Annotated in this window: 23 protein-coding genes; 20 read left to right on the forward strand and 3 right to left on the reverse strand. The window is 71.2% G+C overall.

The features are described 5' to 3' along the window. The first annotated feature begins 42 nt into the window (after positions 1 to 42). The 17 genes from ACIBST_RS26210 to ACIBST_RS26290 all read left to right on the forward strand — a co-directional run bounded on the left by ACIBST_RS26210 (position 43) and on the right by ACIBST_RS26290 (position 19064). The gene (locus tag ACIBST_RS26210) at positions 43 to 1047 is read left to right on the forward strand and encodes a DUF3048 domain-containing protein (protein WP_397175330.1); all 1005 of its coding nucleotides are present in this window, start codon (positions 43 to 45) and stop codon (positions 1045 to 1047) included. Between the two features lie 112 nt (positions 1048 to 1159). After that, positions 1160 to 2077 (forward strand): pyridoxal 5'-phosphate synthase lyase subunit PdxS, encoded by a 918-nt coding sequence (pdxS, locus tag ACIBST_RS26215; protein WP_358285734.1) that lies wholly within the window; start codon positions 1160 to 1162, stop codon positions 2075 to 2077. A gap of 191 nt (positions 2078 to 2268) precedes the next feature. Then, positions 2269 to 3939 carry an alkaline phosphatase D family protein gene (locus ACIBST_RS26220; protein WP_397175332.1) on the forward strand — a complete coding sequence of 557 codons (1671 nt, stop codon included), beginning with the start codon at positions 2269 to 2271 and terminating at the stop codon, positions 3937 to 3939. 87 nt (positions 3940 to 4026) lie between these two features. Next, positions 4027 to 4461, forward strand: coding sequence for a MarR family transcriptional regulator (locus ACIBST_RS26225; protein ID WP_352361412.1), 435 nt, complete (start codon positions 4027 to 4029; stop codon positions 4459 to 4461). A 9-nt stretch (positions 4462 to 4470) separates the two neighbouring features. After that, positions 4471 to 5667 (forward strand): MFS transporter, encoded by a 1197-nt coding sequence (locus tag ACIBST_RS26230; RefSeq protein ID WP_397175334.1) that lies wholly within the window; start codon positions 4471 to 4473, stop codon positions 5665 to 5667. A gap of 47 nt (positions 5668 to 5714) precedes the next feature. After that, positions 5715 to 6338 (forward strand): pyridoxal 5'-phosphate synthase glutaminase subunit PdxT, encoded by a 624-nt coding sequence (gene pdxT / locus ACIBST_RS26235; protein ID WP_397175336.1) that lies wholly within the window; start codon positions 5715 to 5717, stop codon positions 6336 to 6338. A gap of 3 nt (positions 6339 to 6341) precedes the next feature. Beyond that, positions 6342 to 7091, forward strand: coding sequence for a YebC/PmpR family DNA-binding transcriptional regulator (locus tag ACIBST_RS26240; RefSeq protein ID WP_352322550.1), 750 nt, complete (start codon positions 6342 to 6344; stop codon positions 7089 to 7091). 177 nt (positions 7092 to 7268) lie between these two features. Further along, positions 7269 to 8927, forward strand: coding sequence for a carbohydrate ABC transporter permease (locus ACIBST_RS26245; RefSeq protein WP_397175338.1), 1659 nt, complete (start codon positions 7269 to 7271; stop codon positions 8925 to 8927). Positions 8928 to 8938: 11 nt separating this feature from the next. Continuing rightward, the gene (gene eis / locus ACIBST_RS26250; protein ID WP_397175340.1) at positions 8939 to 10111 is read left to right on the forward strand and encodes an enhanced intracellular survival protein Eis; all 1173 of its coding nucleotides are present in this window, start codon (positions 8939 to 8941) and stop codon (positions 10109 to 10111) included. A gap of 105 nt (positions 10112 to 10216) precedes the next feature. After that, positions 10217 to 10738: a crossover junction endodeoxyribonuclease RuvC gene (ruvC, locus tag ACIBST_RS26255; protein ID WP_397175465.1), complete on the forward strand. Its 522-nt coding sequence runs from the start codon at positions 10217 to 10219 to the stop codon at positions 10736 to 10738. A 77-nt stretch (positions 10739 to 10815) separates the two neighbouring features. Continuing rightward, complete coding sequence (gene ruvA / locus ACIBST_RS26260; protein WP_358285749.1) at positions 10816 to 11436, forward strand: Holliday junction branch migration protein RuvA; 621 nt, start codon at positions 10816 to 10818, stop codon at positions 11434 to 11436. A gap of 48 nt (positions 11437 to 11484) precedes the next feature. Next, positions 11485 to 12516, forward strand: a complete 1032-nt coding sequence (gene ruvB / locus ACIBST_RS26265) for a Holliday junction branch migration DNA helicase RuvB (protein WP_397175341.1) — start codon at positions 11485 to 11487, stop codon at positions 12514 to 12516. Positions 12517 to 12728: 212 nt separating this feature from the next. Continuing rightward, a complete protein-coding gene (gene yajC / locus ACIBST_RS26270) occupies positions 12729 to 13115 on the forward strand; it encodes a preprotein translocase subunit YajC (RefSeq protein ID WP_397175343.1) in 387 nt (128 codons plus the stop codon). Between the two features lie 91 nt (positions 13116 to 13206). Then, entirely contained in the window at positions 13207 to 14961 is a 1755-nt protein-coding gene (secD, locus tag ACIBST_RS26275; protein ID WP_397175466.1) for a protein translocase subunit SecD, read from the forward strand. A 1-nt stretch (position 14962) separates the two neighbouring features. After that, entirely contained in the window at positions 14963 to 15952 is a 990-nt protein-coding gene (gene secF / locus ACIBST_RS26280) for a protein translocase subunit SecF (RefSeq protein WP_397175345.1), read from the forward strand. Between the two features lie 231 nt (positions 15953 to 16183). Beyond that, on the forward strand, positions 16184 to 16702 hold the full coding sequence (locus ACIBST_RS26285) for an adenine phosphoribosyltransferase (protein WP_364340890.1): 519 nt from the start codon (positions 16184 to 16186) through the stop codon (positions 16700 to 16702). A 172-nt stretch (positions 16703 to 16874) separates the two neighbouring features. Beyond that, positions 16875 to 19064: a bifunctional (p)ppGpp synthetase/guanosine-3',5'-bis(diphosphate) 3'-pyrophosphohydrolase gene (locus ACIBST_RS26290; RefSeq protein WP_357703285.1), complete on the forward strand. Its 2190-nt coding sequence runs from the start codon at positions 16875 to 16877 to the stop codon at positions 19062 to 19064. Between the two features lie 15 nt (positions 19065 to 19079). Here ACIBST_RS26290 and ACIBST_RS26295 read toward each other — a convergent pair whose 3' ends face one another. The 3 genes from ACIBST_RS26295 to ACIBST_RS26305 form a co-directional block, all read right to left on the reverse strand. Beyond that, the gene (locus tag ACIBST_RS26295; protein ID WP_397175346.1) at positions 19080 to 20168 is read right to left on the reverse strand and encodes a cupin domain-containing protein; all 1089 of its coding nucleotides are present in this window, start codon (positions 20166 to 20168) and stop codon (positions 19080 to 19082) included. 40 nt (positions 20169 to 20208) lie between these two features. Beyond that, positions 20209 to 21438 carry a DUF349 domain-containing protein gene (locus tag ACIBST_RS26300; protein WP_397175347.1) on the reverse strand — a complete coding sequence of 410 codons (1230 nt, stop codon included), beginning with the start codon at positions 21436 to 21438 and terminating at the stop codon, positions 20209 to 20211. A 62-nt stretch (positions 21439 to 21500) separates the two neighbouring features. After that, positions 21501 to 22388: a peptidylprolyl isomerase gene (locus ACIBST_RS26305; protein WP_397175349.1), complete on the reverse strand. Its 888-nt coding sequence runs from the start codon at positions 22386 to 22388 to the stop codon at positions 21501 to 21503. A gap of 123 nt (positions 22389 to 22511) precedes the next feature. On the opposite strand from ACIBST_RS26305, the gene ACIBST_RS26310 reads away from it, so the two are divergent. The 3 genes from ACIBST_RS26310 to aspS are packed head-to-tail and all read left to right on the forward strand — an operon-like array spanning position 22512 to position 26181. Next, complete coding sequence (locus ACIBST_RS26310; RefSeq protein ID WP_397175350.1) at positions 22512 to 23189, forward strand: MBL fold metallo-hydrolase; 678 nt, start codon at positions 22512 to 22514, stop codon at positions 23187 to 23189. Next, a complete protein-coding gene (hisS, locus tag ACIBST_RS26315) occupies positions 23189 to 24448 on the forward strand; it encodes a histidine--tRNA ligase (protein ID WP_397175351.1) in 1260 nt (419 codons plus the stop codon). Before ACIBST_RS26310 ends, hisS begins: the two co-directional genes overlap by 1 nt. Then, positions 24445 to 26181 carry an aspartate--tRNA ligase gene (aspS, locus tag ACIBST_RS26320; RefSeq protein ID WP_358285771.1) on the forward strand — a complete coding sequence of 579 codons (1737 nt, stop codon included), beginning with the start codon at positions 24445 to 24447 and terminating at the stop codon, positions 26179 to 26181. The genes hisS and aspS overlap by 4 nt, the downstream gene beginning before the upstream one ends. Positions 26182 to 26215 lie beyond the last annotated feature (34 nt).

A 26215-nucleotide genomic window follows, 5' to 3' on the forward strand; every position in this document is an offset into this window, starting at 1 on the left:
TGGGCAAAGGCGAGGAGTTGTTGCAAGGTGCGGCTATCCCGGATGATCTCGGTGACTCTGGCAGGAGCGGCCGTGCTGGGGCCCGTCGCGGCCTGCTCGTCCGACGAGCCGCCCGCGCCCGGCAAGGCGCCGCAGGCGGCCACCGCCGCCCCCTCCGAGGAGCCCACCGAGAAGGCCGAGGGGCACCCGTTCACCGGGCAGCCGTTCGATGAGCTCAAGCCGGTGCTCGCGGTGAAGATCGAGAACACCGCCGCGGGCAAGCCCCAGCTCGGGCTCAAGAGCGCGGACGTCGTCTACGTCGAGCAGGTCGAGGCCGGCCTGACCCGGCTCATGGCGATCTTCTCCTCGAAGATCCCGGCCAAGGTGGGCCCGGTGCGCAGCGCCCGCATCTCCGACCTGCACATCGTCCCGCAGTTCGGCAAGCCGGCGTTCGCCTACTCCGGCGCGCAGACCAAGATGTTGCCGTTCATCGCCAAGGCCCCGCTGTACGACGTGGGCGACACCCGCAACCCCGGCGCCTACTTCCGCCAGCCCGGCCGCTACGCCCCCTACAACCTGTTCGCCAACACCAGGAAGCTGCTGTCGGGCGCCCCCAAGGCCACCGAGGCCAAGGACATCGGCTTCACCTTCGGCGACGCGCCCGCCGAGGGCGGCGTGGACAAGAAGTCCTACACCGTCAGATGGCCCGCCGCGCGTTTCACCTTCGCCTGGTCGGAGGCCAAGAAGCAGTGGCTGATCTGGCAGGACGGCAAGAAGGACATGGCGGCCGAGGGCGGCCAGCTCGGCGCGCCCACGATCGTCGTGCAGTACACCAAGACCGAGCGCTCGCAGTTCCACGACTTCCACCAGAGCTACACCCCGCTCGTGCACACCACCGGCAAGGGCAAGGCCGTCGTGCTGCGCGACGGCAAAGCCTACGCGGCCAACTGGGAGCGGGAATCGGAGGAGACCGGTACGACGTTCACCACTGAGAGCGGCGAGCCGATGAACTTCGCCCCCGGCCAGGTCTGGATCGCGCTCGCCAGCCGCAAGCCCGTCACCCCGTAGATGACCGTTCTGTACAACTTGAGCGGCAAATCCTGACATCGTGGCATGTCGGGGGAGGGGTCCATCAGGACCTACGATGGGTTTGATAACTTACCGTCCGCCCTGAGAGCCCGTGAGGAAGACCGTGTCCAGCACGCCTGAAAGCACCCCCGTCACCGGAACGGCCCGCGTCAAGCGCGGCATGGCCGAGATGCTCAAGGGTGGCGTCATCATGGACGTCGTCACCCCCGAGCAGGCCAAGATCGCTGAGGATGCCGGCGCCGTCGCCGTCATGGCCCTTGAGCGCGTGCCCGCCGACATCCGCGCCCAGGGCGGCGTGTCCAGGATGAGCGACCCCGACATGATCGACGGCATCATCGCCGCCGTGTCGATCCCCGTCATGGCCAAGGCCCGCATCGGCCACTTCGTCGAGGCCAAGGTCCTGCAGTCGCTCGGCGTCGACTACGTCGACGAGTCCGAGGTGCTCACCCCGGCCGACTACGCCAACCACATCGACAAGTGGCAGTTCACCGTGCCCTTCGTCTGTGGCGCCACCAACCTGGGCGAGGCCCTGCGCCGCATCACCGAGGGCGCGGCCATGATCCGCTCCAAGGGCGAGGCCGGCACCGGCGACGTCTCCAACGCCGTCACCCACATGCGCACGATCCGCGCCGAGATCAAGCGCCTCACCACGCTGGCCGAGGACGAGCTGTACGTGGCCGCCAAGGAGCTGCAGGCCCCCTACGAGCTGGTCGCCGAGGTCGCCAGGAGCGGCAAGCTGCCGGTCGTGCTGTTCACCGCGGGCGGCATCGCCACCCCGGCCGACGCCGCCATGATGATGCAGCTCGGCGCCGAGGGCGTGTTCGTCGGCTCGGGCATCTTCAAGTCGGGCGACCCGGCCAAGCGCGCCGCGGCCATCGTCAAGGCCACCACGTTCTACGACGACGCCGACGTCGTCGCCAAGGTCTCGCGCGGTCTCGGCGAGGCCATGGTCGGCATCAACGTCGACGAGATCCCGCAGCCGCACCGGCTGGCCGAGCGCGGCTGGTGAACCGGCGCGTCGCCGCAGGCCGGCGGCCCGCGGCAGGTCCATGATCGTCATGTGACGATGAAAAGCTTCGTAAGAGGCGGCATTCGCGAAGGATGTCGCCTCTTTCGTGTTGTCCGCGGTTCACCGGCCTGTCATGAGACTCGGTCAGGCTACGGGCGTCCCTCACCCTTGATCGTCCCGAGGAGCGCACCGTGTCCCAGCTGAACCGACGGCACTTCCTGGTCACCGGCCTGGCGGCGGGCGCCGCCGCGGCGATCCCCGCCACGGCGGCGAGCGCCGAGCCCGGCCCCGCGCAGGCACTGGCCTCGCGCGGGCTGTCCACCGACCCGTTCACGCTCGGCGTGGCCTGCGGCGACCCCGACCACGAGGGGTTCGTGCTGTGGACCAGGCTGGCGCAGAACCCGCTGGCCGAGGACGGCTTCGGCGGCATGCCGCAGCGCCCGTTCCCGGTGCGGTGGCAGGTCTACGCCGACGAGCGCGGGCGGCGCGTCGTCCGGTCGGGGGTGGCCGTCGCCGTGCCGGAGTGGGGGCACAGCGTGCACGTCGAGGTCGACCGGCTGAGCTCGGACCGGGACTACTGGTACCGCTTCCGCGTCGGCCCGTACGTCTCGCCCATGGGACGCGCGCGCACGGCCCCGCACCCGCTGTCCTACGGCGGCGCGCTGTCGATGGCCTTCGTCTCCTGCGCCCAGTACGAGCACGGCTGGTTCACCTCCTACCGCAGGCTGGCCGAGGAGCACCCGGACCTGATCCTGCACCTGGGCGACTACCAGTACGAGTACACCAAGAACACCTACACCATCCCGGGCGGCAACGTCCGCGACCACGAGGGCCCCGAGACCGAGACCCTGGCCGGCTACCGCCAGCGGCACGCCCAGTACAAGGCCGACCCCGACCTGCAGGCCGCGCACGCCGCCGCGCCCTGGCTGGTCGTCTGGGACGACCACGAGCTGGACAACAACTGGGCCGACGAGGTGCCGGAGAAGCCGGAGGTGCCCCAGCCGGACTTCCTGGCCCGCCGCGCCGCCGCCTTCCGCGCCTACTACGAGAACATGCCGCTGCGCCGCACGTCGATCCCGCGCGGCATCGACATGCAGCTCTACCGGCGGATCCGGTGGGGCAGGATGGCCACCTTCCACATGATGGACACCCGCCAGTACCGCGACGACCAGGGCTGCGGCGACGGCTACCGCGACTGCCCGGCCGCCGTGGACCCGGCGCGCTCGATCACCGGCACCGCGCAGGAGCAGTGGCTGATCGACGGCTTCCACCGCTCGCGCGCCCAGTGGGACATCCTGGGCCAGCAGGTGTTCTTCGCCCAGCGCGACAACAACGCCGGCCCCGCCAAGATCACCTCGATGGACGCCTGGGACGGCTACGTCGCCTCCCGCCGGCGCATCACCCAGGGCTGGGTGGACGCCGAGGTCCGCAACCCGGTGGTGCTGACCGGCGACGTGCACGCCCACTGGGCCAGCGACCTCAAGCTCGACTACGACGACCCGACCGGGCCCACCGTGGGCTCGGAACTCGTGGCCACCTCCATCACCACGGGCGGCGACGGCGCGGACTCCGACCCGGCGACGCATCCGTACCTGACGATCAACCCGCATCTGAAGTTCTACAACAACCAGCGCGGATACGTGCTGACGAAGATCGAGCGCGACCTGCTCACGGCCGACTTCAAGGTCGTGCCGCAGGTGCGCGAGCCTGGGGCGCAGGCGTACACGCGGGCGACGTTCGTGGTGGAGGACCGGGTGCCGGGGGTGCGGCAGACGTACCTGCGGCCGCTGGACCCGGCGATCGGCGCCAGGAAGCAGGTGACGGTGGAGGACACCGTCCGGCTGGAGACCGAACGCCCGTAGCCCTGAGGCAGGCGGCGTCCCCGGGGGCTGGGGCGCCGCCTTTTCTTCGCCCGGAATATTAGCCAGGCTAAGTTAGTTGGGCTAAGTATGAGGGACGATCCCACCCAGATGGCCGAGCAGGTCTCCAAGGTGCTGCGCCACCTGGTCCTGCTGCTGCGCCGCTCCAGCGCCGGCCAGCCCGTCACCACCCAGCAGTACGCCGTGCTCGGCTCGCTCGAACACGGCCCGCGCCGGATGACCGAGCTGGCCGAGGAGCACGCCGTCCAGTTGCCCACCATGACCGTGCAGATCAACCGGCTGGAGTACGCGGGCCTGGTGGCGCGCGGCTCCGACCCGGCCGACGCCCGCGTCAGGACGGTCGAGCTCACCGGCGAGGGCCGCGACCGGCTGCACGCCGTGCGCCGGGCCAGGATCGCCCGCCTCGCCCAGGACCTGGCCGCGCTCACCGACGACGAGCGCGACGTGCTCGCCGCGGCGCTGCCCGTCCTGGCCAAGCTCGGCATCGACAGAACCACCCAGTAAGGGGACAACATGCAAACCGGCGGCGGAATCCTGCGCCAGCCGATGTCCGTCTGGGCCACCGCGTTCGCCGCGGTCGTGGCCTTCATGGGCATCGGCCTCGTCGACCCCATCCTGCCCTCCATCGCCCAAGGGCTGCACGCCACGCCCAGCCAGGTGTCCCTGCTGTTCACCAGCTACTTCCTGGTCACCGCCGTGGCCATGCTGATCACCGGCTGGGTCTCCAGCCGCATCGGCGGCAAACGCACACTGCTGGCCGGGCTGGCGCTGGTCGTGGTGTTCGCCGCGCTGGCCGGCACCTCCGGCAGCGTCGCCGAGCTCGTCGGCTTCCGCGCCGGCTGGGGTCTCGGCAACGCCCTGTTCGTGGCCACCGCGCTGGCCGTCATCGTCGGCGCGGCCAGCGGCGGCGCGGAGTCGGCCATCATCCTGTACGAGGCCGCGCTCGGTCTCGGCATCTCCGCCGGCCCGCTGGTCGGCGCGCTGCTCGGCGACTGGAACTGGCGGGCGCCGTTCTTCGGCACCGCCACCCTGATGGCCGCCGGTTTCGTGCTGATCGCCACCCTGCTCAGGACGGGGCCGAAACCCGCGGTCAGGACCAGGCTCAGCGCCCCCATCCGGGCCCTGGCCCACGGCGGGCTGTCCACGACCGCCTTCACCGCCCTGTTCTACAACTTCGCCTTCTTCACGATCCTCGCCTTCACCCCGTTCATCCTGCACATGTCGCCGTACGGCATCGGCGCGGTGTTCTTCGGCTGGGGCGTCTGCGTGGCGCTGGCCTCGGTGTTCGGCGCGCCGCCGCTGCAGCGCAGGATCGGCTCGGTGAACGTGCTGCACCTGGCCCTGGGCCTGCTCGCGATCTTCCAGGTCGGCATCGCCGTGTCGGGGACGGCCGGGGCGCACACCGGGATCATCGTGTTCACCGTCCTGTCCGGCATCCCGATCGGGCTGAACAACACCGTCTTCACCGAGTCGGCCATGGAGGTCTCCGACGCCCCGAGGCCCGTCGCCTCGGCCGGGTACAACTTCGTGCGCTGGATGGGCGGCGCGCTGGCGCCGTTCGTCGCGACCAAGCTCGGCGAGGAGATCGGCATCGCCGTCCCGTACGTCGTCGGCGCCGCCTGCTGCGCGATCGGCATGGCCTTCCTGTACGCCCGCCGCCACCACCTGAGCGCCCTGGCCCGCGTGGACGCCGTCCAGGCCGTCGCCTGACCGGGCTTTTACGCCAGAGTGCTCTGGCAGGAAGATGCCGGGCCATCATGGTGTTGAATTGTCGGAAACCGGACCTTGACGGAAGGATCGCTGTGCCCACGATCGGTGTACTCGCTCTCCAGGGGGACGTGCGCGAGCATGCGCGCATGCTCCAGGAGGCCGGCGCGTCGGCCGTCGCCGTGCGCCGCCCCGCCGAGCTCGACGCGGTCGACGGCCTGGTGATCCCCGGCGGCGAGTCGACCACCATGTGGAAGCTCGCCGACACCTTCGACATGCTGGAACCGCTGCGGATGCGGATCAAGGAGGGCCTGCCCGCCTACGGCTCGTGCGCCGGCATGATCATGCTGGCCGACCGCATCGAGGACGGCATCGAGGGCCAGCAGACCATCGGCGGCATCGACATGGTGGTCAGGCGCAACGCCTTCGGCCGCCAGGTGGACTCGTTCGAGTCGGACCTGGACTTCGCGGGCGGACGCGTACACGCTGTGTTCATCCGTGCTCCGTGGGTGGAATCGGTCGGCGCCGACGTTCAGGTGCTGGGCACGGCCGAGCCTGGGGATAGGATCGTCGCGGTCCGTCAAGGGCCGTTGCTCGCGACCTCGTTCCACCCCGAGCTGACCGGGGACACGCGCGTGCACCGTTACTTCGTAGACATGGTGAGGGAGCTCTAGGTAATGTCCGGCCACTCCAAATGGGCGACGACGAAGCACAAGAAGGCCGCGCTCGACGCCAAGCGCGGCAAGCTGTTCGCGAAGCTCATCAAGAACATCGAGGTGGCGGCACGGACCGGTGGCCCTGACCCGGACGCCAACCCCACACTCTTCGACGCCATCTTCAAGGCCAAGAAGAACTCCGTGCCCAACGACAACATCGAGCGGGCGCGCAAGCGCGGCGGCGGCCTGGAGGCCGGCGGCGCCGACTGGCAGACCATCATGTACGAGGGCTACGCGCCCGGCGGCGTCGCGGTGCTCATCGAGTGCCTCACCGACAACCGCAACCGCGCCGCCTCCGAGGTCCGCGTCGCGCTGACCCGCAACGGCGGCTCGCTGGCCGACCCGGGCTCGGTGTCGTACATGTTCAACCGCAAGGGCGTCGTGATCGTGCCCAAGAACGGCCTCGACGAGGACACCGTCCTGATGGCCGTGCTCGACGCGGGCGCCGAAGAGGTCAACGACATGGGCGACTCCTTCGAGGTCGTCTCCGAGGCCGGCGACCTCGTGCCGGTCCGCAAGGCGCTGCAGGAGGCGGGCATCGACTACGACTCGGCCGAGTCGAGCTTCCTGCCGACGATGAGCGTGCCGCTCGACGAGGAGGGCGCCAAGAAGGTGTTCCGCCTGATCGACGCGCTGGAGGACAGCGACGACGTCCAGAACGTCTACGCCAACTTCGACGTCTCCGACGACGTCCTGGCCGCCCTGGACTGACCCCGCGCCACCGAGGGCCCGGGGGCGACTCCGGGCCTTCGCCCTTTTCCGGGGCCGGTTTCCGCCCTTGACCTGGCACTTGCCGGGCACTTGCCGGGCCCGGGGGTGTTCGACACCAAATGCCCACCCGGCCGTTACGCGTGCGCCCGCGCCCCGACGCGGCTAGGGTCGGGCGACGTGAATTCCCCCATCCCACCGACCCCGGTCCCCATGCCCCCGGTCGCCCGGCCCCCGGCGCCCTACCGCGCGCTGGGCTGGCTGCTGGCCGTGCCCGCGCTGCTCGGCACCCTGATCACGCTGGTCCTGCCGACGGTCCAGACGATCGTGCTCAGCCTGCACAGCGGCGGCGTGCTGCAGCCGAGCAGGTTCGTGGGCCTGGACAACTACGGCAAGGTGCTGGGCGGGGAGGACTTCTGGCGGGCGCTGGGCTTCACGCTCTCGCTGACCGTGGGGCCGCTGCTGGTGGCCGTGGTCGTGGGGCCGCTGCTCGCCCTGGCGCTCGACCGCGGCGGCCCCGTGGTGCGGCGCGCGGGCCTGGTCGCGATGTCGCTGGCGATCGTCACGTTCTCGCCGATCGGCGTGGCGGCGGCCTGGCTGCGCGGGACGTCGCCCGACGGTCCGGGCCTCGCCACCCTGGTCGAGGGCCTGCGGGACCCCGCCACGGCCCCGGGGACGCTGCGGCTCGTCGTCGTGGCCGCCACCTTCGGGATGGTGTGCGCGCTGGCGCTGACGGCGTTCCTGCCCGCGCTGCGCGGCGGCACCGCCGGGCGCGCCACGCTCGTGGTGGGGGTGCTGGTGGCGCTGGCGACCATCGCCGTGGGGGCGCAGGCGTTCTCGATCGGCATGGCGCTCACCCGGGGAGGCCCTGAGCGCGCCACACAGACCCTCGCGGGCCTCCAGTACGACTTCGCCTTCAGAATGGCCCAGTTCGGCCCTGGGGCGGCCGTCGCGGCCCTGACGGGCGTGCTTCTCGGCGGGCTCGGCATCGTCGCGGTGGTCGTCGCGGTGGCCGCCCGCCTCCGTGTCACCCTGCTGCCGAAGCGGGATCGGCGTGGAGCGTTCCCCGACCCGGGCTCCGGGCCCGCGCGGGCCGGCGGCGGTGGCGCCGTCGTCGGCGTCGTCGCGCTGGTGCTGGTGGTGGCCGTCGGGCTGGTCTGCGCCTGGCCGTGGATCTCCGGCGTGCTCGCGGGCGGCGACGGCGCCGGCTCCGGCGGGCTGCGCGCGCAGGTCAACACGTGGATCCCGGCCGTGGCCGGCGCGCTGGTGTCGGTCGGCGTCGCCTACCTGGCCGCCCTCGGCATCGGCGGCCTGCGTCCCCTGGGCGCGCGCAGCGAATGGCTGCTGCTGCCGTTCGCCCCCTGGCTGTTCGTCGGCACCGGGCCCCTCGGCGTGGCCGACTGGCAGAACATGCGCAACCTGCGCCTCGTGGACACCTTCTTCGCCCTGTTCCCGCCGCTGCTGGTCAGCGTCCCGGCGCTGCTGGTGCTGACGCTGCTGTGCAAGGGGCTGGCCGAGCGCGACGACAGGGACTTCTTCGGCGGCGTCCTGCTGCCGTCGCTGCCCATGGCGGGCGTGCTGGCCGGCGCCGTCACGCTGGTCAACGCCCAGGACGTGCTCTGGCCGCTGCTGGTGGCCCAGAGCCCGGAGCTGTTCACCGTGCCCGTCACGCAGCTGGGCCGGCTCGGCGGCTTCCACGACGTCCCCGACGTCGGCGCGAGCACCCCGCTGGTCGTCGTCGCCGTCGCGCTGGCCGCGGTCGTGGCCGCCCAGCTCCGGTACCTCGACAGGCTCGCCATCAGCGTAAACGGTTCGCGACCCGCCCGTACCAGCCCGTAGGTTGAGGGGTTGTGGAAATTCGCGATCTCACCCCCGACGACCTCGACGACGTTCTCGACCTGCGTAAACGCTCCTTCGGCCCGATCTCCGGCGCGGAGGCCGAGCGGTGGCGCCACACCGTGACGCCCACGCTCGGCGAGGGCCGCTACCTGGGCGCGTTCGAGGGCGGCAGGCTCGCCGCCTCGGCCCGGCTGCGCGGCTTCACCCAGTGGTGGCACGGCCGTCCGCAGCCCATGGCCGGCGTCGCGGGGGTCACCGTCAACCCGGAGGATCGCGGCCACGGCGTCGGCACCGCCATCATGCGCGCCGTCATCGACCGCGCCGCCGCCCACGGCGACGCCGTCTCGGCGCTCTACCCGGCCACCACGCCCCTGTACCGCTCGCTCGGCTACGAGCACGCCGGAGCCCGGCACATGATCACGCTGCCCGCCGAGTCGCTGCGCCGCATCCGGCCGTCCGGCGAGGTCGAGCTGCGCAGGATGGGCCCCGGCGACGCCGCCGAGGTCCTCTCCCTGCTCCACCGGACGCACGCGGCGGCCCGCTCCAGCGGCCCCGTCGCCTGGGACGAGAACGCCTGGCGCGTCTGGCTGTCCAACGAGGACGACTTCCTCTACCTGGCCCCCGACGGCTACCTCGTCTACCGCTGGAACGGCGACGACATGCACGTCGAGAACCTGGTCGCCGGGTCGGGGGAGACGGCCAGGGCGCTGTGGTCGATGGTGGGCAGCTCGTCGTCCATCGCCAGGAAGGTCACCGCGCCGGTCGCCCCCGACGACCCGGTGCTGTGGCTGCTCGGCGAGCGCTCGACCGACCACGTCACGCAGGTGCGCTGGATGTTGCGGGTGCTCGACGTGGCCGCGGCCGTGGAGCGCAGGGGATTCCCCGCCGCCGTCACGGGCGGGGCCGTGGTCAGCGTGGACGACCCGCTGCGCGGCGGCGGCTCCTACCGGCTGGAGTTCTCCGGCGGCTCCGGCACGGCCGTCCCGGCCGACGGCGGCGGCGGGGGCGGGGGCGGCGGGGGCGGCGGGGGCGCGGCGCTTAGCGTGGGCGGCTTCTCCGCCCTGTACGCGGGCGTGCCCACCGCGACGCTGCGCAGGACCGGCCTGATGTCCGGCGACGACCGTCACGACGAGCTGCTCGACACGGCCTTCGCCGCCAAGCCGTACATGCTCGACTACTTCTGACGGGCCCGCCCGCCGTTCGCGGCGGGCGATTCACGGTGCGCGGCCAGCTCAGCCGGGGTAGAGTCTCGTGCCGAACAGATGTTCGGCGGCGCGGGAGGCAAGCCGGTGCGGGTGATGGGCGTCGATCCGGGGCTGACCCGGTGCGGCCTGGGCGCGGTCGAGGGCCGGCCGGGCGCGCCGCTGTCGCTGGTGGCCGTCGGGGTGGTGCGCACGGGTTCCGGCGAGGAGCTCGGCACCCGGCTGGTCGGCATCGAGGCCGGCATCGAGCGGTGGCTCGACGAGGTCCGTCCCGACGCCGTGGCCGTGGAGCGCGTCTTCGCCCAGCACAACGTCCGCACGGTCATGGGCACCGCGCAGGCGGCCGGGATCGCCGTGCTGTGCGCGGCCCGGCGCGGGCTGCCCGTCGCGCTGCACACGCCCTCGGAGGTCAAGGCCGCCGTCACCGGCAGCGGCACGGCCGACAAGAAGCAGGTCGGCACGATGATCACCCGGTTGCTGCGGCTGGCCGAGATGCCCAAGCCGGCCGACGCCGCCGACGCGCTGGCCCTGGCCATCTGCCACATCTGGCGCGGCGGCGCCCAGCACCGGCTGGCCGAGGCCATGGCCCGCGCCGGCAAGGGGCGCTGACCCGTGCGGCAGGCACGGGCCGACCGTTTCATGGAGTTCGTGGCGTTCGTGGAGTTCGTGAAGAAGGAGATCGAGTCGTGATCGCGTCGGTGGCGGGCAGGGTGGCGTCGGTCGCGCCCGACGGGGCCGTGATCGAGGTCGGGGGCGTCGGCATCCTCGCCCACTGCACCCCCGGCACGCTGGCCACGCTGCGCGTGGGCGAGCAGGCCAGGCTGGCCACGTCGCTGGTGGTGCGCGAGGAGTCGCTGACCCTCTACGGCTTCGCCGGCGACGACGAGCGGGCCGTCTTCGAGATGCTGCAGACGGCCAGCGGCGTCGGCCCCAAGCTGGCGCTGGCGATGCTCGCCGTCCACACGCCCAACGCGCTGCGGGTGGCCGTGGCCGCCGCCGACCTCAAGGCGCTCACGCGGGTGCCGGGCATCGGGCAGAAGGGCGCCCAGCGCATCGTCCTGGAGCTGAAGGACCGGCTCGGCACCCCCGAGGAGGCCGTCAACGCGGCGATCGGCGGGGAGCGGCGCGCCGCCCTGTGGCGCGAGCAGGTGCATTCCGGCCTGGTGGGCCTGGGCTATTCGAGCAAAGACGCCGACGAGGCCGTGGCCGGGGTCGCGCCCGAGGCCGAGGCCGACCTCGCCGCCGGTCGCCAGCCGCAGGTGGCCGCGCTGCTGAAGGCCGCGCTGCGGTCCCTCAGCGTGAGATGATCATGAAGTTCGAGACGACGCCCCGGCGCGCGGGAAGGAGCGGTGGCCATGGACTATGAGCGCGAGCTGGTCTCCGCCGACGCCGGCGGCGACGAGCTGCAGATCGAGGCGGCGCTGCGGCCCAAGCGGCTGGGCGAGTTCATCGGCCAGGGCCGGGTGCGCGAGCAGCTCTCCCTGGTGCTGGAGAGCGCCATGCGCCGGCAGCGTCCGCCCGACCACGTGCTGATGAGCGGGTCGCCGGGCCTGGGCAAGACCACCCTGGCCATGATCATCGCGGCCGAGCTCAACATGCCGCTCCGCATCACCTCAGGCCCCGCCCTTGAGCGGGCCGGCGACCTCGCCGCCATCCTGTCCACGCTGACGGAGGGCGAGGTGCTGTTCATCGACGAGATCCACCGCATGGCCAGGCCCGCCGAGGAGATGCTCTACCTGGCCATGGAGGACTTCCGGGTCGACATCGTCGTGGGCAAGGGGCCGGGCGCGACCGCGATCCCGCTCGACATCGCGCCGTTCACGCTGGTCGGCGCCACCACGCGGGCCGGGCTGCTGCCGGCGCCGCTGCGCGACCGGTTCGGGTTCACCGCCCACATGGACTTCTACGAGGTCGGCGAGCTGGAGCAGGTGCTCCACCGGTCGGCGCGGCTGCTCGGCGTCGTCCTGCCGGAGGAGGGCGCCCACGAGATCGCCCGGCGCTCGCGCGGCACGCCCCGCATCGCCAACCGGCTGCTGCGCCGCGTCCGCGACTTCGCCGACGTGCGCGCGGGCGGCGTGATCGACCGGGACATCGCCTCGGCGGCGCTCAATCTTTACGAAGTCGACGCCGAAGGGCTCGACCGGCTCGACCGGGCGGTGCTCGGGGTGCTGCTGCGCAAGTTCGGCGGCGGTCCCGTCGGCCTTTCCACCCTCGCCGTGGCCGTGGGGGAGGAGCCCGAGACCGTCGAAGTGGTGGCCGAGCCGTTCCTCGTCCGTCAGGGGCTGCTGGCCAGGACCCCGCGCGGCCGGGTCGCGACCGCTTCCGCCTGGACACACATGGGTATGACACCGCCGCCGGACGCTTTCGGGGCCGCCGTTTCACCGTGATCACGAAACGGTTGCAACCATTTCAAATCGGGAACTTCCCCGCGCGCCGAATCGCTGCCTCGTTGCCGCGTTTCATAACAAGCGCCTACACTCCGTGGCTTGGCTGGCTGTGTAGGCTGACGGGCTGAGCGGCGCGGCCCGAGAGCTACGCAACGGAATTTCCGGCGCGAGGCCGGTGTCAAATTCTTGAACGACTATGGAAGGTCGCCCCTATGGACATGGGACAACTCGGAAGCATCCTGCCGCTGATCCTTCTGGTGGTGGTGTTCTACTTCCTGCTGATCCGTCCGCAGCGCAAGCGCCAGCAGGAAGCGCAGCAGATGCAGAACTCCTTGACCCCGGGCGCCCGCGTCATGACCACGACCGGCCTGTTCGCCACGGTCGTCGCGGTGGACAACGAGGACGTCGTGCTGGAGGTCGCGCCCGGCATCGAGACGCGCTGGGTCAAGGCGGCCATCGGCCGTGTGGTCCAGCCCGGTGACGCCCCGGTGGTGGCCGACGAGCCGGCCACGACCGACCTGGCCGACGGTGACGCCAAGGAGTCCGACGCGACCGTCGAGCCCAACGGCGATCAGGGCTCCAGCAGCAAGCAGTCCTGACTAAGCTCTGCGACAAACCCCTATCTGAGAGAATCGACGACCAGTGGCCCGACCGACCAGCCGCCACAGCCGACCAGGGCGCACGCTCTTGGTGCTGCTGGCGCTCATCCTCGCCCTGGGCGGGACGATGTTCCTGCAGAAGGCGTTCACGCCCAAGCTGGGACTCGACCTCGCCGGCGGAACGACGGTGACGTTGTCACCCGTGACCCAGTCCGGTCAGTCTCCGCCTGAAGAGATCCTCGACCGCGCGGTCAACATCATCCGCGACCGGGTCAACGGCACCGGCATCTCCGACGCGGAGGTCGCCAAGTCCGGCGACAACATCATCATCTCCATCCCGGGCGTCGGACAGAGCGAGGCCATCAAGCTGGTCGCCACCACGGCGGAGCTGCGCTTCCGCCAGGTGCTCGCCATGGAGGCCACGCAGGTCCCGCAGAACCTGACCACCGAGGCGCCCACGCCGGGCGCCTCGCCGTCCGCCAAGCCGTCCTCGTCGGCCAGGCCGTCGGGCAAGCCGTCCGGCACGCAGTCGGCGACCACGCCGAGCGCGTCCCCGACGGGCAAGGCGCTGTCGTCCGCGCTGACCGCGCCGACGCCGGGCGCCACGCCCGAGGCCACGCAGACCGGTCGCGACCAGACGGCCCAGAACCAGAACCAGACGGGCCAGAAGCAGAACACCAAGGGCAAGAACGCCACGCCGACGCCGTCGCCGAGCACGCCGCCCACGCAGCCGAACCAGGACCCCAACGCCGGCATCAACACGCAGGGCATCGACCCCGCGGTGCTGCAGCAGTTCCACAAGCTCGACTGCGCCGACCCCAAGAACCGCGGCCAGGGCGTCCAGGACGACCCCAACAAGCAGTACGCGGCCTGCGAGACCGACGGCAGCTACAAGTACGTCCTCGACGTCGCCAAGGTCGTCGGCACCGACATCGACACCGCCTCGGCGGGCGTGCGCCAGGGCACCGTGGAGTGGATCGTCCAGCTCGACTTCAAGAGCAAGGGCGCGGGCGAGTGGAGCAAGCTCACCACCACCGCCTACAACGCCCAGGAGCCGCGCAACAAGGTGGCGGTCGTCCTCGACGGCGTGGTCATCACGGCCCCCAACATCATCAGCCCGATCCCCGGCGGCCGCGCCGAGATCACCGGCGGCTTCGACCAGGTCAGCGCCACCAACCTGGCCGACCAGCTCAAGTACGGCGCCCTCCCGCTGAAGTTCCAGCGCAGCTCGATCGACACCGTGTCCTCGACGCTCGGCGCCGACCAGCTCGAAGGCGGCCTGATCGCGGGCATCATCGGCCTCGGCCTGGTGGTCGTCTACTCGCTGCTGTACTACCGCGGCCTCGGCATCGTCGCGGTGCTGAGCCTCGTCGTGGCCTCGATCCTGACGTACACGGCGGTGGTCGTGCTCGGCCACAACGCCGGCTTCCGGCTCTCGCTGCCGCACATCATCGGCCTGGTGGTCTCGATCGGCATCACCGCCGACTCCTTCATCGTGTATTTCGAACGCATACGTGATGAGATGAAGGAAGGTCGGCGGACGCTTCGCGCGGCCGTCGAGGTGGCCTGGGTCCGTGCCCGGCGCACGATCCTGATCGCCGACGCCGTCATGTTCATCGCCGCCATCGTCCTGTACTTCCTGGCGGTGGGCGGTGTGGCCGGGTTCGCCTTCGCGATGGGCCTGACCACGCTGATCGACATCGTGGTGGTGTTCCTGTTCACCAAGCCGTTCATCGCCCTGCTGGCGAGGCTGAAGTTCTTCGCCAAGGGGCACCCGCTGTCCGGCCTCGACGCAGAGCGCATGAGCACCGAGCCGGCCGCCACGACCACTCCGCAGGAGGCCTGAGATGGGACTGGGGCGTCGCCTCTACCGCGGCGAGATCGATGTCGACTTCGTCGGCAAGTGGAGGCTCTGGTACAGCCTGTCCGGCCTGCTGCTGCTCGTCTCCCTGGCCGGCATCCTGTTCAACGGGCTCAACCTGGGCGTCGAGTTCAAGGGCGGGACGGTCTTCACCTTCCCGGCCAGCAGCGGCACCGTCGAGGAGGTCCGCGAGGACTTCCGCACGCAGGGCGCCCACCAGGTGATCGTGCAGCGGGCCCGCGACAACTGGCGGGTCACCACCGAGACCCTGACCGAGTCGACGCTCAACCAGATGCAGACCACGATCGCCAAGGAGTACAAGGTCCCGGTCAAGGACGTCAGCGTCCAGTCGATCGGCGCCTCCTGGGGCGGTGAGGTCTCCCAGAAGGCCTGGATCGGCCTGGGCGTCTTCATGCTCGCGATCATCCTGTACCTGTCGATGGCGTTCGAGCCGAAGATGGCGTTGTCGGCGATCGTCGCGCTCATCCACGACCTCGTCATCACCGCCGGCGTCTACGCCTGGTCGGGCTTCGAGGTCACGCCGGCGACGCTGCTGGGCTTCCTGACCATCCTCGGGTACTCGCTCTACGACGCGGTCGTGGTGTTCGACATGATCAAGGAGGTCACGGCCAAGCTGGGCACGACCTCCAAGATGACGTACTCGATGGCGGCCAACAACGCGCTCAACCACACGCTGATCCGGTCGCTGAACACCTCGCTGGTCGCGATCCTGCCGGTGGCGGCGATCCTGTTCATCGGCACCACGCTGCTCGGCGCGGGCACGCTGAAGGACCTGTCGCTGGCCCTGTTCGTCGGCATGATCGTCGGCACCTACTCGTCCCTGTGCGTGGCCACGCCGATGCTGGTCACGCTCAAGGAGCGGGAGCCGAAGTACCAGGCCATCGCGCGCCGGCTCGCCTCCACCACCGGCAAGGGGGCGAAGGGTTCCAAAAGCGCAGCCGTAGCGAAGGGCTGAGCCCGCGTCCGCGGCTCGTCCCGGCGCCCCCGTCCGTCAGGGCGGGGGCGCCGTCGCGTTCAGAGGGGCCTTGCGGCGCCGGAGGAGGGCCGCGGGGTTCCCTGTGCCGGGCCTGTCCCGGCGGGCGTCTCAGGCCCGTCACAGGCCGTCCGGGACGTCCTGCGGTCCGAGGAGGGTCCGGAGTAGGCCATCATGGAGCGCGGCACCCACGAGGAAGGCGATGGAAGCACGATGAGCGAGCTCAGCCAGTTGATCCTGGACCGGATCAGGGACGTCCCCGACTATCCCAAGCCCGGCGTGCTGTTCAAGGACATCACCCCGCTGCTCGGCGACCCCGTCGCGATGGCGGCCGTGGTGGACGAGCTGGCCGGCCTCACCGAGGTGGACAAGATCGTCGGCATCGAGGCCAGGGGCTTCATCCTGGCCGCGCCGGTGGCCTACCGGGCGGCGGCCGGGTTCGTCCCGGTGCGCAAGAAGGGCAAGCTGCCGGCCGCGACGCTGGAGGAGTCCTACGACCTGGAGTACGGCTCGGCCACCATCGAGGTGCACCGCGACGCCTTCGCGCCCGGCGACCGGGTGCTCATCGTCGACGACGTGCTGGCGACCGGCGGCACGGCCAAGGCCACCATCGAGCTCGTCGAGCGGGCCGGCGCGCACGTGGTCGGCATCGCGGTGCTGATGGAGCTGGCGTTTCTCAAGGGACGCGAGCGGCTGCCGGCCGTCGACCTGCACTCCCTGGTGATCGTCTGAGACGGCCCGAGCGAGTCCGGGTCCACAGCCTGGATACACTGGGGGGATCTGGACTCGAACGTGAGGAGTCTGAGTGCCCCGTGATGTGGTCGCGCCCGACGTAACCGACGCTGGTAATGCCGACGCGCCCGGCGTTCCTGCGGTGCGTCGACGGCGGTTTGGGGGTGGGGCCATGAATCCGGTGCTGGAGCCGCTGTTCCGCACGGTCCGGGCCACCCATCCCAAGGCCGATCTGCGCCTGATCGAACGCGCCTACGACATGGCCGCCTACCACCACCGCGACCAGAAGCGGAAGTCGGGCGACCCGTACATCACCCACCCGCTCGCCGTGGCGACGATCCTGGCCGAGCTGGGCACCGACGACGAGACGTTGTGCGCCGCGCTGCTGCACGACACCGTCGAGGACACCGCCTACAGCCTCGACGAGCTGCGCGGCGACTTCGGCGACACGATCGGCTCGCTGGTCGACGGCGTCACCAAGCTCGACAAGGTCAAGTTCGGCGACGCGGCGCAGGCCGAGACCGTGCGCAAGATGGTCGTGGCGATGTCGCGCGACATCCGCGTGCTGATCATCAAGCTCGCCGACCGGCTGCACAACATGCGCACCATGCGCTACCTGCCCGAGCACAAGCGCCACCAGAAGTCCCGCGAGACGCTGGAGATCTTCGCGCCGCTGGCCCACCGGCTCGGCATGAACACGATCAAGTGGGAGCTGGAGGACCTCGCGTTCGCCATGCTCTACCCCAAGCGCTACGACGAGATCGCGCGCATGGTGTCCGAGCGCGCGCCGCGGCGCGACCTGTTCCTGCAGGAGGTCATCGAGAAGGTCTCCGGCGACCTGCGCGAGGCCAAGATCCGCGCGGTGGTCAAGGGCCGGCCCAAGCACTACTACTCCGTCTACCAGAAGATGATCGCCCGCGACGTCGCCTTCGACGACATCTACGACCTGGTGGGCATCCGGGTCCTGGTCGACAGCGTGCGCGACTGCTACGCGGCGCTGGGCACGATCCACGCGCGCTGGAACCCGGTCCCCGGCCGGTTCAAGGACTACATCGCGATGCCCAAGTTCAACATGTACCAGTCGCTGCACACCACGGTGATCGGTCCCGAGGGCAAGCCGGTCGAGCTGCAGATCCGCACGCACGCGATGCACCACAGGGCCGAGTACGGCGTGGCCGCCCACTGGAAGTACAAGGAGGAGGTCGGCGCGCCGGGGCCCACCGGCAAGGTCAAGCCCGGCAGCGACATGGCCTGGCTGCGCCAGCTCCTCGACTGGCAGAAGGAGACCTCCGACCCGGGCGAGTTCCTGGAGTCGCTGCGCTTCGACCTGTCGGTCTCCGAGGTCTACGTGTTCACCCCGAAGGGCCAGGTCATCGCCCTGCCCGAGGGCGGCACGCCGGTCGACTTCGCCTACGCCGTCCACACCGAGGTCGGCCATCGCTGCATCGGCGCGCGGGTCAACGGGCGGCTGGTGCCGCTGGAGTCGCGGCTCGGCAACGGCGACACCGTCGAGATCTTCACCTCCAAGTCGCCCGACGCCGGGCCGTCGCGCGACTGGCTGAAGTTCGTCAAGTCCGGCCGGGCCCGCAACAAGATCCGGCAGTGGTTCTCCAAGGAGCGCCGCGAGACCGCGATCGAGGCGGGCAAGGAGGCCATCGGCCGCGCCATGCGCAAGCAGGGCCTGCCGCTGCAGCGCCTGATGTCCGGCGAGGCGCTGCTGGCGCTCGCCCGCGACCTGCGCTACCCCGACGTCTCGGCGCTCTACGCGGCCGTGGGGGAGGGGCACATCGCCGCGCAGGCGGTCGTGCAGAAGCTCGTGGCCTCGATCGGGGGCGTGGAGAGCGCCGAGGAGGACATCGCCGAGACGTCCCTGCCGACCCGGCTGCGCGGCCGTCCGCGCGGCGGCGGCGCGGGCGTGGTCGTGGCGGGCGACGCCGACGTGTGGGTGCGCCTGTCCAAGTGCTGCACGCCGGTGCCCGGCGACGAGATCGTCGGCTTCGTCACCCGCGGCCACGGCGTGTCGGTGCACCGCGCCGACTGCACCAACGTCCAGCAGCTCAGGGAGCAGCCCGACCGGCTGGTCGAGGTGAGCTGGTCGCCCGGCGACGACAGCGTGTTCCTGGTGGCCATCCAGGTCGAGGCCCTCGACCGGCCGCGCCTGCTGTCCGACGTCACGCGCACCCTGTCCGACCAGCACGTCAACATCCTCAGCGCGTCCGTGACGACCTCGCGCGACCGGGTGGCGATCAGCAAGTTCACCTTCGAGATGGGCGACCCGAAACACCTGGGCCACGTGCTCAAGGCGGTGCGCAGCATCCAGGGCGTCTTCGACGTCTACCGGGTGAGCGGCGCCGGCAGCTGAGCGACCGGCCGGGGGTCAGCCCTTCAGGTCGGGCAGGTTGACCACGATGGCCTCCTGCGTGCTGCGCGCGATCACCACGACGGCCTCCCGCTCGGGGTCGGGGTTCTCCTCGCGGTGCGGGGTGTAGGGCGGCACGTAGACGTAGTCGCCGGGGGCCGCCTCGATGCGCCGCTCGCGGCCGTCCTGGAGGAAGACGAAGCGCGGCGTGCCGCTGACGACGTAGATGGCGGTCTCGGAGGCGCCGTGGTGGTGGTCGGAGGAGCGGGTGGCGGGCGCGACGTGCGTCTGGCCCATCCACAGGGCCGAGGAACCGGCCGTGGCCCCGCTGACGGCGGCCAGCCTGCGCATCCCGGCGCTCTGCGCCGTCTCGCCCGACAGCGCGTCTGAGGCGATGTGACGCAGCGGCAGGTGGAAGGGGTCGCCCTCGGCCCGGTAGCCCTCCCAAAGGCGCCCTCCGGCCCGTTCCAGGACGCCTGAGGCCACCGAGGTCAGCAGCGCCGGGTCGGAATGGGCCGCCAGCAGCTCGTCGGCCAGCGCCGGGTCGTGCCCGCGCAGCTCGCGCAGCAGCCACTTGCCGTTGCCCCGCCACCTGCCGCCCACGTCGAGGGCCAGCCTGGCGGTCTCCTGGACCACCTGCCAGCGGATGAACAGCTGCTCGCCGGGGTCGGTCGCGCCGGCCAGGTCGTCGAGCAGGTCGGACAGCGCGTACCGGGCCTGCTCGGCGCGGGCGGCGGCCAGGTCGCCCGGACCGGCGGCCAGCCGGTCGCCGAGCGCCGCCTGAAGGTCGCTGGCCCGGCCGCCGGTGCGGTCGACCAGCACCGCGCCGTCGGCGCACATGCGGGCCACGCCCGGCTTGCGCTCGGCCAGGTCGCGGTCGACGTAGGCGTCGAGGCTGGTCTCGCTGTGGACGTACAGCTCGACGGGCCAGCCGTGCCAGCGCAGGGACTCGCGGTAGGGCACGGCCAGCCCGTCGAGCACCACCACGACGTCGAGGTCGGAGGTGCTGGTGCGGCGCTCGGTGAGCACGCTGCCGCCGACGAAGGCGTACAGGGCGCCGGGGAACAGGTCGTCGACGAGGGCGCGCGCGACGCTGACGGGGTCCATGCCGTCAGCGTAGGACCCCGGCCGCCTTCCGAAGATCGGTTCAGCTGAACTCGGTCAGCGTGCGCTCGGCCTCCTCCAGCCACGAACGGCGGGCGACCAGCGCCTCCTCGGCCTCCTTGACGTCCTTGGCCCGGCCGGCGGCCTGCGCCTTGGACAGCCGCTTCTCCAACTGCTCGATGGAGGCGCGCAGCTGGTCGACCGTGCTCTGGGCGCGGGCCCTGGCCTCGGGGTTGGACCGCTTCCACTCGGCGTCCTCGGCCTTGCGCACGGCCTCGTCGATCTTGCGCAGCCCGCCTTCGAGCCGGTCGCGCTGCTCGCGCGGCACCGGCCCGGCGGCCTCCCAGCGCTCCAGGACGTGCCGCAGCGCCGCCCTGGCCGTGCGCGCGTCGGTGACGGGGAGGATCTTCTCGGCCTCGGCCAGCAGCTCCTCCTTGACCTCGGCGTTGGCCGCCAGCGAGGCGTCGCGCTCGGCGAAGACCGCGGAACGGGCCTGGAAGAACTGGTCCTGGGCGGCCTTGAAGCGGCCCCACAGCTCGTCCTCGGCCTCGCGCGAGGCGCGCCCGGCGGTCTTCCACTGCTGCATCAGCTCGCGGTAGATCGCCGCGGTCGTGCCCCAGTCGGTGGAGCCGGCCAGGGCCTCGGCCTCGGCCACGATGCGCTCCTTGGCCGCGCGCACGCCCTCGCGCTGCTCGTCCAGGCCCGCGAAGTACTGCTTGCGGCGCTTGGCGAAGGCGGTGCGGGCGGCCGACAGGCGCTTCCACAGCGCGGCCTCGGTGACCCGGTCGATCCGGTCGGCGGCCTTCCACTCCTCCACGAGCTGGCGCAGCCGTTCGCCGCCCGACTTCCAGTGGGTGGTCTCGTCGGCGATGCGCTCGGCCTCGTCGACGATGCGCTCCTTGACCGCCCTGGCCTCGGCGCGCGCCTGGTCGCGGGCGGCCTTGACCTCCTCGCGGCGATGGCCGACCAGCTCGGTCAGGCCGTCGAGGCGGGCCGTCAGCGCGGCCAGGTCGCCCACGGCGTGGGCGTCGGCGACGGCCTCGCGCAGCTTGGCGATGCTCGCCTCGGCCTGCGCGGGCGCCAGGTCGGTGCCCTTGACCCGCTGTTCGAGGAGCTGCACCTGGCCGGACAGCTCGTCGTACTTGCGATGGAAGTAGGCCAGTGCCTCTTCGGGTTCACCGGCCTGCCAGGAGCCGACGGCCCGCTCTCCCTCAGCCGTACGCACGTAGACGGTGCCGTCGTCGTCTACCCGGCCCCACGGGTCGGTGCTCACCGTGTCCTCCCGCACTATCCATCAGACCCTTCGGGACTACTTCGTCCCTAGTTTGTATTACGTCAGCTCTTGCCGGCGATTGTCACGTCTTTGATTTCGAGGGTTTGCTTCGGTGCTCCGGTCCCATCTCCCATGTCAGCGATGACGCCCGCTTTGTTCACCTTGTCCAGGATGTCGAGCCCCTTGGTGATCGTACCCACCGGCGTGTAATCCGGGGTGAGTCCGAGATCGCCGTAAACGAGGAAGAACTGGCTCCCCGTGCTGCCCGGCGCCGAGGTCTTCGCCATCGCCACCGTGCCGCGCTTGTACGCGGCCCCCTGGAGGTTCTCCTCGGCCATCACGTAGCCGGGGCCGCCCGCGCCGTCCTGGCTCTTGCCGTCGGCCTTGGCCGTCGGGTCGCCGCACTGCAGCATGGGGAACTTGTCGCTGCCGAGCCGGTGGCACTTGCTGCCGTCGTAGAACTTCTTGCTCGCCAGGAAGGCCAGCGAGTTGGTCGTGCACGGCGCCTTGGCGTTGTCGAGCTCGACCACGATGTCGCCCAGGTTCGTGTTGAGCGTCATCGTCTTCTTGGCCGGCTCGGTCTTGACCTTGGCCGGCGGCATGCCGACGTCCTTGACCTGGCCGCCGGCGGCCTCCTTGACGTAGTCGCAGGTGCCGGTCGCCGCGTTGTACGGCTTGGGCCCCGTGCTGGCCGCGGCCGACGCGGTGTCCTGCGGGGCCGAGGCCGAGGGCGAGGCGGACGCCTCGGTCGTCGAGCCGCCGCCGCCGAGCAGCGCGACCGCGGCCACGATGCCGCCCACCACGACCACCACGCCGACCGTGGAGCCGATGATCGCGGTGCGCTTGGCCTTCTGCTCGCGCTCGATGCGGCGCTGCATCTGCCGCTCGTAGTGCTCACGTGCCAGCTGCTTCTGCCGGTCCTTGCCCGTGGCCACCGCTTTGCCTCCCATAGTCAATCAACTGAGGTGGGCGAATCGTATCGGCCAATGGGTAATGATTCGCAGCCCGGCGACCCGCACCGGTACCCTTCGGTTACATTCCCATTGGCTTTTCGACGAGATCACCTGAGGCAGATGCTCATCGCAGGCTTCCCCGCAGGGGCCCTCCAGACCAATTGTTACGTCGTCGCGCCCGCGGCCGGCGAGGAGTGCGTGATCGTCGATCCGGGCCAGGACGCGGCCGAAGGCGTCGACGAGCTGCTGCGCGAGCACCGGCTCAAGCCGGTCGCGGTGCTGCTCACGCACGGCCACCTCGACCACGTGTGGTCGGTCGCCCCCGTCTGCGGCGCGCGCGACGTCCCCGCGTGGATCCACCCCGACGACCGCCACCTGCTGAGCGACCCCTCGGCCGGCTGGGGCGGCGGCGTCTCGCTGTTCGGCGACATCCGGCTGAGCGAGCCCGACGACGTGCGCGAGCTGTCCGACGGCGCGCGGCTCAGCCTGGCGGGCCTCGATCTCGTGGTCGACCACACCCCGGGCCATACCAGGGGGTCGGTGAGCTTCCGGCTGCCCGGCGACGAGATCATGTTCTCGGGCGACCTGCTGTTCGCCGGCTCCATCGGCCGCACCGATCTTCCCGGCGGCGACTACGCGACCATCCTGAGCAGCCTGGCCACCAAATGCCTGCCGCTGCCTGACGATACGGTCGTCCTGCCGGGCCACGGACCACAGACCACGATCGGCCGCGAGCGCGCCACCAACCCTTACCTGAAGGAAGCGGCGCCGCAGGCCGGTCCCACACGAGGGATCTAATGAGCTTCCAAGCACCCAAAGGCACCTTCGACTGGCTGCCGCCCAGCTCCGAGGCCATCCTGGCCGTGCGCGAGGCGCTGGCCGCGCCGCTCCGGCAGGCGGGCTACGGCTACGTCGAGACCCCCGTCTTCGAGGACACCGAGCTGTTCAAGCGGGGCGTGGGCGAGTCCACCGACGTGGTGTCGAAGGAGATGTACACCTTCCCCGACAAGGCGGGCAGGTCGCTGACCCTGCGCCCCGAGGGCACCGCCTCGGTCGTGCGCGCCGTGCTCCAGCACAACCTGCACAACGGCCAGCTCCCGGTCAAGCTGTGGTACTCCGGCAGCCAGTTCCGCTACGAGCGTGCCCAGAAGGGCCGCTACCGCCACTTCTGGCAGGTCGGAGCCGAGGCCCTCGGCTCGGAGGACCCGGCGCTCGACGCCGAGCTGATCCTGCTGGGCGCGCGCGGCTTCGCCTCGCTCGGCCTGCGCCAGGTCAGGCTGCTGCTCAACTCGCTCGGCGACAAGAACTGCCGCCCCGCCTACCGGGCCGCGCTCCAGGACTTCCTGCGCGGGCTCGACCTCGACGAGGAGACCAGGGCCCGCATCGACATCAACCCGCTGCGGGTGCTCGACGACAAGCGGCCCGAGGTGCAGGCCCAGCTCACCGGCGCGCCGCTGGTGGTCGACCACCTGTGCGCCGCCTGCAAGGCCTACCACGAGGAGGTCCGCTCGCTGCTGACCGCCTCGGGCGTGGCCTTCGAGGACGACCCCCGGCTGGTGCGCGGGCTCGACTACTACACGCGCACCACGTTCGAGTTCGTGCACGGCGGGCTCGGCTCCCAGTCGGCCGTCGGCGGCGGCGGCCGCTACGACGGGCTCAGCGAGATGCTGGGCGGGCCGCCGCTGCCCAGTGTCGGCTGGGCGCTCGGCGCCGACCGCACGTACCTGGCCATGGAGTCGGAGGGTCTGCTCGGCGAGGCCGCGCCGGGCCGCGTCCAGGTGTACGGTGTCCCGCTGGGCGACGACGCGCGCCGCCGCATGTTCCTGCTCGTCTCCGAGCTGCGCGAGGCGGGCGTCAGCGCCGACATGGCCTTCGGCGGCAAGGGGCTCAAGGGAGCGATGAAGGGCGCGGACCGATCCGGCGCCCGCTTCGCGCTGATCCTGGGCGAGCGAGACCTCGCGGCCGAGGCCGTGCAACTGAAGGACCTGACCACCGCTGAACAGACCCAGGTGCCGCTGGCCCAGGTCGCCGACGTTTTGAAAGGGAAAGTGCAGTGATCCGCACGCATACGGCCGGGTCGCTCCGTGAGGAGCACGCCGGGCAGCAGGTGACGCTCGCAGGATGGGTGGCCCGCCGCCGTGACCACGGCGGCGTGGTCTTCATCGACCTGCGCGACGCCTCCGGCTCGGCGCAGGTGGTCTTCCGCGAGGAGGACCACGCCCACGACCTGCGCGCCGAGTACTGCGTGCAGGTGGTCGGCCAGGTCAGGGTGCGCCCGGAGGGCAACGAGAACCCCGAGCTGCCCACCGGCGCGATCGAGGTCGTGGCCGAGCGGGTCGAGGTGCTGAGCGAGTCCGCGCCGCTGCCGTTCCCCATCGAGGGCAACGTCGGCGTGTCGGAGGAGGCCCGGCTCAAGTACCGCTACCTCGACATCCGCCGCCAGCAGGTGGCCGCCGCCATGCGCACCCGCTCCAAGGCCACCTACCTGGCCAACGAGGTGATGCACGAGCTCGGCTTCGTCTACGTCGAGACCCCGACGCTGACCCGCTCGACCCCCGAGGGCGCGCGCGACTTCCTGGTGCCGGTCCGCCTCCAGCCCGGCAACTGGTACGCCCTGCCGCAGTCGCCCCAGCTGTTCAAGCAGCTCCTGCAGGTCGCCGGCCTGGAGCGCTACTACCAGCTCGCCAAGTGCTACCGCGACGAAGACCTGCGGGCCGACCGCCAGCCCGAGTTCACCCAGATCGACGTCGAGATGTCCTTCGTCGACCAGGAGGACGTCATCGAGGTCGGCGAGAAGCTGGTCGGCCGCCTGTGGCGGGAGATCCTCGGCTACGAGATCCCCATGCCGCTGCCGCGCATGACCTACGCCGACGCCATGGCCCGCTACGGCTCCGACAAGCCCGACCTGCGCTTCGGCCAGGAGCTCGTCGAGATGACCGACTACTTCTCGGCCACCTCCTTCCGCGTCTTCCAGGCCGACTACGTCGGCGCGGTGGTCATGCCGGGCGGCGCCTCGCAGACCCGCAAGGAGCTCGACGGCTGGCAGGAGTGGGCGCGCAGCCGCGGCGCCAAGGGCCTGGCCTACGTGCTGGTCCAGGAGGACGGCACGCTCGGCGGCCCGGTCGCCAAGAACCTGTCGGAGCAGGAGCTGTCCGGCCTGGCCGCCAAGGTCGGCGCCGCCCCCGGCGACGCGATCTTCTTCGCCGCCGGCGCCCGCTCGGCCTCCCGCGACCTGCTGGGCGCGGCCCGCCTAGAGATCGGCCGCCGCTGCGGCCTGATCGACGAGTCGCAGTGGTCGTTCCTGTGGGTGGTCGACGCCCCCATGTTCGAGGAGGACGGCGAGGGCGGCTGGACGGCCGTGCACCACCCGTTCACCGGCCCCAAGCCGGAGTGGGCCGACAACTTCCAGGACCACCCGGGCGAGGCCCTGGCCTACGCCTACGACATGGTCTGCAACGGCATGGAGATCGGCGGCGGCTCGATCCGTATCCACCGGGCCGAGATGCAGCAGCGGGTCTTCGACGTGCTCGGCATCTCCAAGGAGGAGGCCGAGAGCAAGTTCGGCTTCCTGCTCGAGGCGTTCAAGTACGGCCCGCCCCCGCACGGCGGCATCGCCTACGGCTGGGACCGGATCTGCATGCTGCTGTCCGGCGGCGACTCGATCCGCGACGTGATCGCGTTCCCGAAGACCGCCTCCGGCTTCGACCCGCTGACCGGCGCGCCGACGCCGATCACGGCCGACCAGCGCAAGGAGGCGGGCGTCGACGCCCAGCCCAAGTCCGAGGCCTGACACGACGACGGCGGGCGCCCCCCTTGTCCGAGGG

The sequence above is a fragment of the Nonomuraea sp. NPDC049684 genome (genome assembly GCF_044465345.1).
In the GTDB taxonomy this organism is placed as follows: domain Bacteria; phylum Actinomycetota; class Actinomycetes; order Streptosporangiales; family Streptosporangiaceae; genus Nonomuraea.